This window comes from Rhodoglobus galactosidasius, assembly GCF_054957775.1.
In genome coordinates this window covers 68,863-81,951 of the sequence record NZ_JBQIAV010000003.1, presented here as the reverse complement: position 1 = coordinate 81,951, position 13,089 = coordinate 68,863, and the positions used below count along the sequence as shown (strand labels likewise).

Genomic DNA, 13,089 nt, shown 5'->3' with positions numbered 1-13,089 from the left:
CTATTGCGTTGCCGCCACAAATAGCTGACCGGTTCCCTGAATCTTTAGGTGGCGCTCATCGGCTGAAACAAATACTGATCCACCACGCGTGAGTGTTGCCGATCCGATCGCACCCTCGACGCCGAAATCGCCTGAGGTGCAGAGCACGATTGCAGCGCTCGACAATTCCACGGAGCAATCGCCGGCAATATCCAGCAACTGAAAGTCGCGAACTGGCGGCCGGAATACTTGTGCGGAGTTGCCCAATGCTGTGGGGTACAAGTACGGCACCGGGCTTGCCGAGAAGTCGAGCACATTCAACAGCTCAGGAACATCAACATGTTTGGGGGTGAGACCGCCGCGCAGCACGTTGTCTGACGCGGCCATCAACTCAATACCGAGACCACGAAGATAGGCGTGGATGTTGCCCGCAGGCAAGAAGAGCGCTTCACCTTTCGTGAGAGTCACCTGGTTGAGCATGAGCGCGATCAGCACACCGGGATCTCCCGCGTAGTGTCCTGCGAGCGTGCGCACGAGCGCAAACTCATCTCCCGCAGTTTCGGCGAGCGCGGTGACACCTTTCACAAGCTCCGGCACCGGGTTGTCGGCCGAAATCAGCCATTCGAACATCGCGCGAATGTCGGAGTCGTCGCGAGCGAAAGCCAACCACTCGACAAAGAGGGCTGGCTGTGGGTTGGTGCTTGCGGCATCCAGCTCAGCTAGTCGTTCGATGGATGCTCGGGTGTCGGCCATTGCCCGAAATCCGCACAGCGCCTCAAATGTGTCGCTCACCGCGAGAATCAGTTCTGGCTTAGCCGATGCGTCTTTATAGTTGCGATTCGATGCGGTAAGCGGAACGCCTGCCGCGTTCTCGCGAGCAAAACCCTCGACCGCCTGCTCGAGGGTGGGGTGTGCTTGCAGTGACAGTGGCGCACCAGCCGCGAGTACCTTCAGCAGGAACGGTAGCTGGGTGACGCCGTCACCCAGAATCTGCGCACCGTCACGCTGGATCCACTCAGTGAGATCGCGAGCGCCTCCCGCCTGAGCCGGGTCGATGATGACGCTGGGGCAACCGGGATGCGCGCCGAGCCAGAGTTCTGCCTCGGGCTTTCCTGTGGCTTCTGTTCCCAAGAGGGCCGAAATTTCTCCGGTCGAACCCCAGGCATAGTCGCGCGGGGTATTAGCGATGCCTACAAACATTAAGTCCACTCTTCTCGAAGCCTTAGACCAAAGTACCAACCGTCTAGAAGCGACGGGTGCTCACGCTTTAGGCTCACAATGATTTCGATAAGCAATGGAGCGACGACTATGTCATTTGAGACCCTCAGCAGCGACTTCTACGGCTACGAGAATGCGCTCACGGATCAGGAAAAAGACACCATCCTGAAGCTGCGTGCCTTCCTCGACAAAGAGGTGCGCCCGATCGCGAACGATCTGTGGGCAAAAGCCGAGTTCTTCGATCGCGATGTGATCGTCAAGGGACTTGCCGATCTCGGACTCTTTGGTCTCCCCTGGGCAGAAACCCAGCCGTTCAAGAACTCTGCTGTGTTCCGCGGCTGGGTCGCGCTCGAGCTTGCTCGCGTCGACGCCAGCGCCGCAACCCTCGTTGGCATGCAGAACGGTCTTGTCATGGGGTCGATCGGCGTCGCCGGTTCACAGGAGCAGCGCGATGAGTGGTTGCCCAAGTTTGCTTCCGGTGAGCTGCTCGGCGCATTCGGCCTGACCGAACCCCTCTCGGGCTCCGACACCGCTCAGGGCCTGCAGACTGTTGCCAAGCGCGACGGTGACAACTGGATCATCAACGGCGCCAAACGCTGGATCGGCAACGGCTCGATCAGCGACGTCACCATCATTTGGGCGCGCGACGAAGCCGACAACCAGGTCAAGGGCTTCATCGTTCCCACCAGCACCCCCGGCTATTCAGCAACACGCATCGAGAACAAGCAGGCACTACGCATTGTGCAGAACGCCGACATCGTGCTCGAAAACGTCGTCGTGCCGGAGAGCAACCGCCTGCAGAAGTCGCAATCGTTCCGCCAGGCTGCTGCCGTGCTGCGCCTCACCCGGGCCGAAGTGGCGTGGGCCGCGGTCGGAAATTCCATCGGCGCCTACGAAGCCGCGCTCAAATATGCGAATGAGCGCATCCAGTTCGGCAAGACCATCAGCAGCCACCAGCTCGTCCAGGAGCACCTCGCCAAGAGCCTCGGCAACATCACCGCGTCGATCGGCATGGTGACGCGAGTCTCCGAAATGCTTGATGAGGGCATCCAGAAGGATGAGCACGCTGCGCTGGCCAAGGAATATACGACCAGCCGGATGCGCGAGACCGTTGCCTGGTGCCGCGAACTGCTCGGCGGCAACGGCATTGTGCTCGACTACGGCGTAATGCGTCACTTCGCCGATGCTGAGGCAATCTATTCGTATGAGGGAACACGCGAAATGAACACGCTTATCGTGGGTCGCGCGATCACGGGCAAGGCAGCATTCGTCTAATCTTGCGTAATGCGACTGATTGAGCACCCGAGGGCGCGAGCCTGGTACCTCGCTCTCTCGCTACTGATTCTGTTTGGCGGGGATGCGTGGCGATACTCGGTCGGCTGGGTCGTCTGGGGGGTTGTTGCGGTTGCTCTCGCGGCGGCGTCCGTGGTGATTCTTGTTCAGTCGAGGAACCGCTGGAGCATCGGCGGACTGCCATACCCGTTCGTCGCGTTCATGGCTTTAGCGACGGTGTCGCTTGCGTGGTCGCAGTATCCGGCCGCAAGCGCGCTTGGGCTCCTGACAACCTGGCTCACGGTGCTCGGCGCGCTCACTCTCGCCATTAGCTTCACGTGGCAAGAACTGCTGAACGGGTTCGCTCGAGTGCTGCGCATACTGATCGCGGTCTCCCTATTATTCGAGCTCGTCGTCGCCACGATTGTTCGGGGTCCGATCCTTCCGTGGACGGCACAGCCTGAAGTTGCTGTGCCCGGCTACGACACCATCCCGAAGATGCTCTACTGGTCGCGCAACGAACTCTTCGAGACCTTCGACGATGGGCGCATTCAGGGTGTTGTCGGCAACGCCAACCACCTCGGATTCCTTGCGCTCCTCGGGGTTATAGCGTTCTCGATCCAATGGGCAACCGGCAGCATTAGCAGGCGTTGGTCGATTACGTGGATCGCGCTGGCTGCGTTGACTCTGTTCTTCACGCGTTCTGCGACGGTGACGGTGGCGCTCGCGGCTGTCGCTCTCACCGCGGTGGGATTGCTCGTCATCCGCAGCCGTCGCACTGATGCTGCTCGCCGCTGGAGCGCGGTCGGCTTCGTTGCTCTGGCGGGTGCCGGCGTCACAACCGGTTTCGCGCTGCGCGGCACCATCTTCGAGCTTCTCGGCAAGAGCAGCGATCTCACTGGCCGCGCAGAGATCTGGCAGACGGTCATCGGTCTTGCCGAGCAGCGCCCAGCGTTTGGTTGGGGGTGGATTAGCTTCTGGATGCCCTGGGCTGAGCCATTCAAGGGACTTGTTATCCGCAACGGGGTTGTGCAGGTTCAAGCGCATGACACGTGGCTAGACCTGTGGCTGCAACTGGGAATTGTCGGAGTCGTGGTGTTCGGTGCGCTGGTGGTCTCAGCCCTGCTGCGAGCGTGGCTTGCTGCTGTGGACCGCCCCCGCACAGTGCCTGGCGCGACAGATTCGTATTCAGCGCTGACACTTTTGCCAATTTTGGTAATGGTTGCGCTGATCGTGCAGAGCATCCCTGAAAGCCGTCTGCTCGGCGAATATGCGCTGGCGATGCTCGTGATTATTGCGGTCAAGACAAAACGGCCTGACTGGACGGTGCGCGCCCCATGATCCAGCCTCCACCTCGCTACAGGGTGATCATCGACACGGGTGCTGCCGTGCTCGGTTCCGCACGAGTATCCTCTGTGCTCTCGACGGCAACCGTTGCTACAGCGCTCTGTGCGTTTGCGCTTCGCCACACCATCGGCACAGCCGGACTGCTCGCCATCCTGATAAGTCTCGTTGTGCTCGTAGCGGCGTCGCTTGCCGCCCAGTGGAGCAACATCGGGTGGCGTGCGCTGGTACCTATCTCGTTGATCGTATTCACTCTCTGGGCGTGGCTCACGATCTTTTGGAGCCAGTACCAGTGGGCGTCACTAGCCTCGTTGAGCTACATGCTCGTTTTCACGGTGCTGGGCGTCTATATCGCGCTCGTGCGCGACACCATCCAAATTGTTCGCGCCTTTGGCGATGTGATGCGATTTGTCTTAGTCGTGTCGATCGGTTTGGAAATCCTGACCGGGCTTATCTTCGATACCTCGTTCAAGGCTCTCGCGATCGCGGGAAACCTTGGCACCGCTGACCCGATCCAGGGCATTTTCGGGGCTCGCAATCAATTGGGCATCATTGCGGTGATTGCGCTCATTACCTTTGCTACCGAACTCCGAACTAAGTCACTGCAGCGAGGGTACGCAATTGGGTCGCTAGTTCTGGCCAGCGTTGTGCTGGTGCTCTCCCAGTCTCCGCTCGCCTTCGGCACGGCGTTAGTAGTTCTTGCGGCCAGCGCCGCACTGTATGCGCTGCGCAGGGTTCCGTCGGGGAGACGCAGGTATTGGCAGTTCGTATTGATCGGATTCGTTGCCGCCGTTGCCATCGTCAGCTGGCTATCGCGGGTCGCGATTGTTGCCTCATTCGATGCGAGCGGAGAGCTGACCTATCGACTTCGGGTGTGGCGCCAACTCTGGTCGTTGGGCGAGGTTCACCGCCTTGAGGGTTGGGGCTGGATCGGTCCGTGGAATGCCGATCTTGCGCCGTTTACCGCGTTCGGCAATTTTGGTGGCCGGGTTCCCGACTCCGCGCACAACGCCTATCTCGATGTCTGGTTTCAGCTCGGACTCGTCGGGTTCCTGATTTTCATTGGACTCCTCGGGCTCGCCTTTATGCGTTCCTGGTTGCTCGCATCGCGCCGGCGCAGTGTTGTCTTCGCGTGGCCCGCGCTGGTGTTGCTTGTGCTTATGATCAGCGCGTTTGCGGAGAGCTCGCTGTTGATCGAGTTTGGTTGGCTGACCTTTGTCGTCTGCTGTGTGAAGGCCGCGCGGGAGCTCAGTTGGCGGAATGCCCTAGATACCAAGCCTCAGTCGTCCGTATAACTCGAGTCGCTCCGAGCGCAGTTCGTCTCTCTACGGTTACGCAGAGATCGTTTCGCAGTACTGTCGCGACTGCCAAGCTGACTCAACAATGTCGCTCACGGTGTAGCGTGCACTCCAACCTGTCAGTTCACGGATGCTGTCAACAACGCCCACGACTGCCGCCGGGTCGCCTGCACGACGATCCAACACCGTTGCGGTGAGGTCGCTTCCGGTTACTCGTAGAATCGCATCCACCATTTCACGCACCGTCGTACCGACGCCTGTGCCGATATTGAGCACAGTGTTTCCGGGTTGCTGCGGGAGTGCATCGAGCACTGCAAGGTGCGCTTGCGCCACGTCACTGACATGCACATAGTCACGCACACAGGTGCCGTCGAGAGTGTCGTAGTCGTCCCCGAAAATCAGTGGCGGCTTGGTCGCCGCGATCTGTTCGAAGCAGATCGGGATGAGGTTGAGCGCCTGCGTGTCCCCAAGCTCTGGGCTGCCCGCCCCGCCGACGTTGAAGTAGCGAAGGCTTGCGGCACGGAGCGGCCAAGCTTGCGCTGATGCCGAAATAAGTTGCTCCCCCACGAGTTTCGTCTCGCCATAGGGATTGATGGGGTGTGTGGGTGCGTCCTCGGCGATCGACCCTGAGGCTTCGCCATAGACGGCAGCGGATGACGAGAAGACCAGCTTATAGACCTCAGCTGCGTCCATTGCGAGAAGCAACTGAGCGACACTGCCAACGTTCTGTTCGTAATACCAGGCTGGTTTCTCGATTGACTCGGCCACCTGCTTTTGAGCAGCGAAGTGGATGACGGCCTCAATGCGGTGTTCGCGCATCAGGCTCTCCAAGCGCGGAGCGGAGCCATTCGAAATGTTGAGCTTGACGACAGGGATACCGGGAATGCGGTCAGAAGATCCCGTCACCAAATCGTCAACCACGAGAACATAGTCACCGCGTTCGGCCAAGAGTCGCGAGGTGTGCGCTCCGATGTAGCCTGCGCCGCCGGTGACCAAAACTCTCATGCGGTCAGTCTACGAGCGGAGCAGGGGTGCCCCGTTACCATTCGACAATGAAACCTCTCTATTCCCTGCATTCAAATCAGGCACAGTTTTCGTAGGTAACGACGCTCTGACTGAGCGCCCCTGTACCGCCGAGAACGAAGACCTTAGTGGCCGCCAGATCCTTGACAGCCTGCAGCACTGGCTTAGGCACACACGTTGGTTGCACTATGTAGAGAGGAGCACCGGTCGCCCCGGCGATGGCTGCGCCCGAAAGAGCGTCGGGGAAGTTGGTGCCCGTCGCGAAGTAAACCGAACTTGCAGCCGAAAACGCAGCCTTGTTGATTGCTTGAGACGTTGCGAAACGGTTTGAGCCTCCGTAGCGCGTCACATTTGCGCCGCCGAAGATCCCGTCAAGTTGAGCCTCGATCCCAGAGGAGACAGCACCGGTACCGCCCGCAATGAAGATTTTCGACGCCCCTAAAGCCCTCAAGAGGTCGAGCGTTTTCGAATCAAGTGAGGAACTTTCACCCCGCACCAGCACTAACGGTCCGCCAAGGCTAGCGGCAGCAGAACTGGCCGAGAGCGCATCGGGGAAGTCCGTTCCGGTCGCGATGTAGACCGACGTGGTTGCTCCCGCCGGGAACGCATCGCTCGCAATCAAACGAGATGTCTCGTAGCGATCGCTGCCATAAAGCCGCTGTACAGAGCCCGCCAAGGTTTGCAATTCGCTAACGACCGCGTTTGAGACGACCGCGGGGCCACCGAGTACAACAATTTCTTTCGGCTGCAAGCGCGTGAGTTCGGCTCTGATGCTTGACGGAATCGAGTCAGATGCGACAAGAAGCAGCGGCGCTTGCGATGTAGCTGCTGCGGTAGAAACGCTGAGGGCGTCGGCGAATTCCATACCGGTCGCAACGTAAATGCGATCAACGCCCGGAGTCGGGTAGTTCTTGTTCGTGAGCGCGGCAGAGACTGCGTATCGGTCTGCACCGCCGATGCGCTCTACTGCTGCGGATGGAGTGATATCTGTCGGGTTACCGAACCATGAGTAGTAGTAGTGCCAAAAGTTTCGGTTGCCGTAGGAAGAACAGGAATCTCCGGTACCACCAAGATTCGCCAGCGCGGCCGCGTTGGGCACGTATGGCGTGTAGTTGTAGAGCGCAGCGGTTGCGTAGTTCTGGATGGCGATCGTCTTCGTGCCGCACGCGTTGTAGGGATGATAGAGGATTTTGTGGGTGCCTGGTTGCCTTTCGAAGTTTGCTGCTTTGTACGCCTTGAATTGCCGGGTTCCTGTATAAACTTGGTATCCGAAACCTTCGTAGTCGCTGGAGCATCCCTCTGGGGTATCCGGGCATCCGTATCCCAGCGCATAGTTGACGTTCCAATAACTCGGGTATTGCTTCGTCACAAGACCCTGCTCCTTTTGCAGAGTAACCAGGATGACTTTGGCGCTGATTCCACATGCCACTTGAGCCCGATAGAGCATCGTCGACGCAAGCAAGTCGCTGCCGCCCTTAATCTCCTCGCAGATCAGATTGCCTGTAGTCTTCGAAATCTCTTTAGGCCGAGTGTTGACGCTCTGGCGCAAGCTTTTGAGGATGCCTGTTTGGGAGTTGAGGAACGACTGAATCTGTGCCTCAGTCATCGCGCTACCGTTGTAGAACTCGTCATCGCTGATGATGTTGCCCGGGTCAAATTCACTGCCACTGATGGCCGCTGCGGGGCTAGCGGGCCCCTGAACAACGACTCCGGCTGCAAGCACCGCTATCGCGCCAACCATCGCGGTCAGACGGTATAAACGGCCTTTTGCCGCCAAAAATTTATGCATTGGACATCCCCCCAGCGAACATGCGTTGTTAAAGGATATGCCTTATGGGGGAATTGTGAAGTCCCTCTTTGAGTGACACCGTGCTTTGCAGCACTCGAGCGCAAAATTTGCGCTAACGCAGGAAGGCCTCGAGCACTGCAGCCGAGCGCCGACCGTCGTGGACTTGGCTCACGAACTCGGGACCGAGCGCGGCGTGCTCCTGATATTTCGCACGATTAGCGCAGATATCAACAAGCAGTGCTTCCAAACTGTCGACGGTCGCTTCAATTACTGGCACACGAAGCCCGGTAGCAGCCTCAACATATTTTCGTACGTCAGGGAATAGATGCGCCACCACGACTCTCCCCGCCGCGAGCGCTTCAACAGCTGTCACGGAATACGTGCCGATACGAAATTGCTCGAGCACGATATCTGCGGTTCGATACAACTCCGGCATGCTATCGACGGGAACTCCCGCCACGCGTGTGTATTCGATAACTCCTGCGTCATGCAAGCGAGTGAGGACTGGCTCGATCAGTTCAGAACCCTTAATCCAACTGTTGGTAGGAGCGTGGAGGACCCTCGGGCGCGGGCGCTCGAGTACCGGGCTATTGGTCCTCCACTTCGTGGGGTCGACCACAACGGGAATCCAATCAGCTGCTGGCCAGTCCGCAAGTAAGTCTGGTGTAGTAACCAAGACAGGCACGGAAAGCCGTTCCAGGAGTTCATGGTTGGATTGTGTGATGTCGCGCAAGCGGTCGGTCCGTGGGTTCGCGTCATGGAACGGTGACCATCGATCCCTAGCCCGATGACGGTCAGGCGAACGTAGGTCTGACCCGTGGGAGAGCATCGCTACGCGAACTCCTCGCGAGCGCAGCGCTTCGACCTCAGCCTGCACATCGCCCTTGAACAGTTCTCCGAACAACGGCAACGCTGCTTCATAAATGACGTGGGTGAAGTTTTCTGCGACGTACGCAAACTGCGCTCTTTGCCAACGCACCGAGAAGTAAAATACGTTTAGAATCACAGAAACGTCAGCAGGGAATCCGTATACGTCGGATTTTAGTTGCATACTGACAGCGCCGACTCCGGGCAGCGAGTCAATCGCACGGGCAAAGCGATATCCCTGACCTGCATAATTCGCTGGTCCGATATAAACACGCACAGGCGCTGCCGGAACGGCATTGAGCGGCGGAACATCGGATGCCTTGTACCGAAATTTCTTCGCACGGAGACGACCACCGATCCAGTCGGGAAGTCGCGCTCTCAGCTCCTGGAGGATTCGATTCACTCGCTAAGCCTCTCACAAGCAGCTCAAGCGACAAGGTAAGACCACAGCACGCACAGGCGTCAAGGAACAAGCACATGACAACGCAATAGGATGGGACTCGAATTGTCCTCGATGCCCGACACGGAGCCTGCATGTACGAAACGAATTCTCTGCGACACCCCACCGCTGATATTGCCGAGACAGCGACGCTCGCAGACAGTGTTCGCGTGTGGAATTACGCTCAGATTCGCGAAGATGCCCAGCTCGGCGAGAACTGCATCGTCGGCCGCGGCGCTTACATCGGCACCGGTGTCGAGGTCGGCCCAAACTGTAAAATTCAGAACTATGCGCTCGTCTATGAGCCCGCGAAGCTCGCCGCCGGCGTATTCATCGGCCCGGCGGTCGTGCTGACTAACGACCACTTTCCGCGCGCCATTAATGCGGATGGCACGCCCAAGTCTGCTGATGATTGGCATCCGGTCGGCGTCGACATCCGCGAGGGCGCGTCAATCGGCGCAAACTCAACCTGCATCGCGCCCCTAGTGATTGGTCGTTGGGCGCTCGTCGGTGCAGGCTCAGTCGTCGTCAAAGATGTGCCCGAGTTTGCTCTAGTTGTCGGCAGCCCCGCCAAGCGAGTCGGCTGGGTAGGTACTGCCGGGCATCCACTAAAAGAGACTTCTCCTGGTGAGTGGGCATGCCCCATCACCGACGCGAAATACCGTGAGATAGCTACCGACCGATTAATTGAGGTGCAGACTAAGTGATTCCCGCAGCTAGGCCCGAAATTGGGCAAGAAGAACGCGATGCCGTAGACCGCGTAATGCGCTCGGGAATGCTTGCGCAGGGTCCCGAAGTCGCCGCGTTCGAGACAGAGTTCTCAGCAATCGTCGGTGGTGCGCACTCAGTTGCCGTCAACTCCGGAACCTCGGCGCTGCATATGGCATTCGTTGCCGCTGGCATCGGCCGAGGCGATGAAGTTATCGTTCCCTCGTTCAGTTTCGCAGCCACCGCAAACGCTGTTGCACTCTCGGGCGCAACTCCGGTATTCGTCGATATCGAGAAGGATTATTTCTCGATGGACCCCGCCGCAGTTGAAGCAGCGATTACCCCGAAAACTCGGGCCATCATGCCGGTGCACCTCTATGGACACCCAGCGCTGATGCTTCAACTCACCGCGATCGCTAAGAAGCACGACCTTCTTGTGTTTGAGGATGCCGCCCAAGCCCACGCCGCGTCCGTCGACGGAATCCCGGTCGGCAACTGGGGCATTGCGGGTTCCTTCTCGTTCTACCCCACCAAGAACATGACCTCTGGCGAAGGTGGAATGATCACGACCTCGTCTGACGAACTCGCTCGCATGGCGCGCGTTCTGCGCAACCAAGGAATGGAACGCCGCTACGAGAACGAGGTCGTCGGTTTCAATACCCGCATGACCGACATCCACGCAGCTATAGGACGAGTTCAGCTCGGCAAGCTTGCCGGATGGACGAAGCAGCGCCAGGACAACGCTCACTTCTTCAATGAGAACCTTTCCGGCGTCGTCACCCCGCCGACTGCTGAGGGTTCCGTTCACGTGTATCACCAGTACACGATCCGTGTCGTCGACCAAGACCGTGACGCATTCGCTGAAGCACTGGCCGCGCGCGGGGTCGCAACAGGGGTCTACTACCCCACCCCGATCCACCGGCTGCCGTCATTCACGCTCGACCTCGACCTCCCCGTCACTGAGGAAGTCGCAACTCAGGCTCTCTCTCTGCCGGTCTACCCTTCCCTCACTCCGCAGGAACGAGACACCATCGTCGAGGCAGTAAACGACGTAGCAAAGGCAGGTAGCTAAATGACACTACGCGCAGGCGTACTCGGCCTCGGAGTAATGGGCCGCCACCACAGCCGTGTTCTCAACGAACTCGATGGCGTTGACTTCCAGGGCGTCTATGACCCCTCGCCTGCCGTCGCTGACCAGATCGAAGGAAAGCCCGTCGTCCGCGACCTTGAAACGTTTCTCGATATGGGATTCGACTATTGCGTCGTAGCAGCGCCAACCACTTACCACCTCGACATTGGCCGCACGCTCGCTGAGCGGGGGATTCATGCACTAATCGAGAAGCCCGTGGCATCGACGACTGACGACGCAATCGAGCTACGCGATTTGTTCGCCGCTGCAGGCCTCATTGGCGGAGTCGGCCACATCGAACGGTACAACCCTGCTTTACAATCCGCACGCCAGCGCATCGAGGACGGTCTTCTGGGTGACATCTTCCAGATCGCTACACGACGACAGGGACCGTTCCCTGGGCGGATAGCCGACGTGGGTGTCATCAAAGACCTCGCTACTCACGACATCGACCTCACCGCGTGGGTGACCCAGCAGGAGTATGTGTCGCTCAACGCACGCACCGCCTTCCGGAGCGGTCGCGAACACGAAGACATGGTCGTTGCGGTCGGAACGCTCAGCAAGGGCACTATCGTCAGCCACACGGTGAACTGGCTAACCCCATTCAAAGAGCGCACCACGATCATCACTGGTGAGAAGGGTGCGCTTGTTGCCGACACCCTTACCGCTGACCTCACTTTCTTCGAGAATGGGGTCGGGCGACACGAATGGGGCGACATTTCTCAGTTCCGCGGAGTAAGCGAAGGCGATGTGACTCGCTTTGCACTCGACAAGAAGGAGCCGTTGCGCGCCGAACACGAGGCCTTTAGAGACGCAGTACTGTCCCGTGAAACCAGCGCGATCGTGACTCTCGCCCAAGGAGCAGCCGTTGTCGCTACTGCCGAAAAATTGGTAGCGGATGGCCTCGAACACCGCATCAGCGGGCTCTGAGCTGCGGGCTACGCTCCTACGCCTCAGACTCGTTGTGTTGGGCTTGTTCGCGCGTTAACGCCAGCTGCCGAGCGATATCCGTCATGTCATTTTCTAGCCGGCGAAAGCGGCGGTAGGTAGCACCAATGAACGCCAGAAACGCTAGCACTGTGATGTAAAGCAGCAAGTCGGCACCGCGCCCCACGCCCAAGAGACGTGCGGCGAAGGTCCATACTTGCGGCGCGATAATCGACGAACCCGCCGCAAGTATGAAGAAGAGCATGAATAGACGCTGAACAGCCTGTCGTCGTGCTCCACCACCGCGAAGCGTCAGCAATGCGACTAGCACCACTGCGACGAGGGCGAGAATCTGGAAAATAATGGTCACGATGCCCTACTTGAAGATAATTTCCACGAGGATATTTACGGAGTTGAGCACAGACTGACCCTTACCTCGGGAATAGTCTGTGTAGACAATATGCGTGGGATGCTCAGCCCATTTAGCGCCGTGCAGACGAATCTGGTCGATGAGCTCAGACGCGTGAGCCATACGATTTTGCTTGAGTTGCAGCTTCAAGAGAAGGTCGCGTGAAATCACACGCAAGCCGTTGTGGGCGTCTGTAAGCGCCATCCCCGTTGTCATTCTCGTGTACGCGGTCGCGAGCCGCAGAACGCCTCGCTTGAGACGGCTCATCTCTGTGCGATCGTCAAGAAACCGTGAACCGATAATGATGTCCAGGTTCTCGCTGCGTAGTTTCTGAACCATGTCGAGAGCGTCGGCAACCTGGTGTTGGCCATCCGCATCGAACGTTACAACTTCCGTCATCTCGGGGATTGCACGCACAAACTCGAAACCCGTTTGAAGGCTCGCACCCTGACCAAGATTAATGGGGTGACTCACCACAATCGCGCCAGCCGACTCCGCCTGAGCAACAGAATCATCACTAGAGCAGTCATCAACACAGACAACGTGAGGAATGGACTTGCGCAGCTCCGAAACCACCGACGCAATTACACTGCCCTCATTGAACATTGGGACAACTGCCCACGTTTGCGCCATGCCTCTAGTTTCGCACAGTCCTGTTGGCTCACGTTCCCCGCAAAACCCTGTCCA

12 protein-coding genes are annotated in these 13,089 nt (G+C 58.6%); 6 read left to right on the top strand and 6 right to left on the bottom strand.

Going from position 1 to position 13,089, the window contains the following annotated elements:
* A complete protein-coding gene (manA, locus tag ACTJJW_RS04610) occupies positions 1-1,179 on the bottom strand; it encodes a mannose-6-phosphate isomerase, class I (RefSeq protein WP_462642967.1) in 1,179 nt (392 codons plus the stop codon).
* 108 nt (positions 1,180-1,287) lie between these two features.
* Here manA and ACTJJW_RS04605 point away from each other — a divergent pair, with 108 nt between their 5' ends.
* The 3 genes from ACTJJW_RS04605 to ACTJJW_RS04595 are packed head-to-tail and all read left to right on the top strand — an operon-like array spanning position 1,288 to position 5,108.
* Entirely contained in the window at positions 1,288-2,472 is a 1,185-nt protein-coding gene (locus ACTJJW_RS04605; RefSeq protein ID WP_462642966.1) for an acyl-CoA dehydrogenase family protein, read from the top strand.
* Positions 2,473-2,481: 9 nt separating this feature from the next.
* The gene (locus ACTJJW_RS04600) at positions 2,482-3,810 is read left to right on the top strand and encodes an O-antigen ligase family protein (protein WP_462642965.1); all 1,329 of its coding nucleotides are present in this window, start codon (positions 2,482-2,484) and stop codon (positions 3,808-3,810) included.
* Entirely contained in the window at positions 3,807-5,108 is a 1,302-nt protein-coding gene (locus ACTJJW_RS04595; protein WP_462642964.1) for an O-antigen ligase family protein, read from the top strand. Before ACTJJW_RS04600 ends, ACTJJW_RS04595 begins: the two co-directional genes overlap by 4 nt.
* Positions 5,109-5,144: 36 nt before the next feature.
* Here ACTJJW_RS04595 and galE read toward each other — a convergent pair whose 3' ends face one another.
* From galE to ACTJJW_RS04580, 3 genes are all read right to left on the bottom strand, one after another.
* The gene (galE, locus tag ACTJJW_RS04590) at positions 5,145-6,116 is read right to left on the bottom strand and encodes a UDP-glucose 4-epimerase GalE (RefSeq protein WP_462642963.1); all 972 of its coding nucleotides are present in this window, start codon (positions 6,114-6,116) and stop codon (positions 5,145-5,147) included.
* A 76-nt stretch (positions 6,117-6,192) separates the two neighbouring features.
* Positions 6,193-7,923: a cell wall-binding repeat-containing protein gene (locus tag ACTJJW_RS04585; protein WP_462642962.1), complete on the bottom strand. Its 1,731-nt coding sequence runs from the start codon at positions 7,921-7,923 to the stop codon at positions 6,193-6,195.
* Between the two features lie 112 nt (positions 7,924-8,035).
* Entirely contained in the window at positions 8,036-9,193 is a 1,158-nt protein-coding gene (locus ACTJJW_RS04580; RefSeq protein ID WP_462642961.1) for a glycosyltransferase, read from the bottom strand.
* A gap of 131 nt (positions 9,194-9,324) precedes the next feature.
* Between ACTJJW_RS04580 and ACTJJW_RS04575 the strand changes: the two genes are divergently transcribed.
* Genes ACTJJW_RS04575 through ACTJJW_RS04565 form a run of 3 tightly spaced genes read left to right on the top strand, consistent with a single transcriptional unit; the run spans position 9,325 to position 11,996 of the window.
* Complete coding sequence (locus ACTJJW_RS04575; RefSeq protein WP_462642960.1) at positions 9,325-9,936, top strand: acyltransferase; 612 nt, start codon at positions 9,325-9,327, stop codon at positions 9,934-9,936.
* Complete coding sequence (locus tag ACTJJW_RS04570; RefSeq protein ID WP_462642959.1) at positions 9,933-11,009, top strand: DegT/DnrJ/EryC1/StrS family aminotransferase; 1,077 nt, start codon at positions 9,933-9,935, stop codon at positions 11,007-11,009. The genes ACTJJW_RS04575 and ACTJJW_RS04570 overlap by 4 nt, the downstream gene beginning before the upstream one ends.
* Positions 11,010-11,996, top strand: coding sequence for a Gfo/Idh/MocA family protein (locus ACTJJW_RS04565; RefSeq protein WP_462642958.1), 987 nt, complete (start codon positions 11,010-11,012; stop codon positions 11,994-11,996).
* A gap of 16 nt (positions 11,997-12,012) precedes the next feature.
* Here the strand turns inward: ACTJJW_RS04565 and ACTJJW_RS04560 are convergent, their stop codons facing one another.
* Together ACTJJW_RS04560 and ACTJJW_RS04555 are read right to left on the bottom strand one after the other, a co-directional pair.
* Complete coding sequence (locus ACTJJW_RS04560; protein WP_462642957.1) at positions 12,013-12,363, bottom strand: DUF2304 family protein; 351 nt, start codon at positions 12,361-12,363, stop codon at positions 12,013-12,015.
* Positions 12,364-12,369: 6 nt separating this feature from the next.
* Positions 12,370-13,035 carry a glycosyltransferase family 2 protein gene (locus tag ACTJJW_RS04555; protein ID WP_462642956.1) on the bottom strand — a complete coding sequence of 222 codons (666 nt, stop codon included), beginning with the start codon at positions 13,033-13,035 and terminating at the stop codon, positions 12,370-12,372.
* Positions 13,036-13,089: the final 54 nt, after the last annotated feature.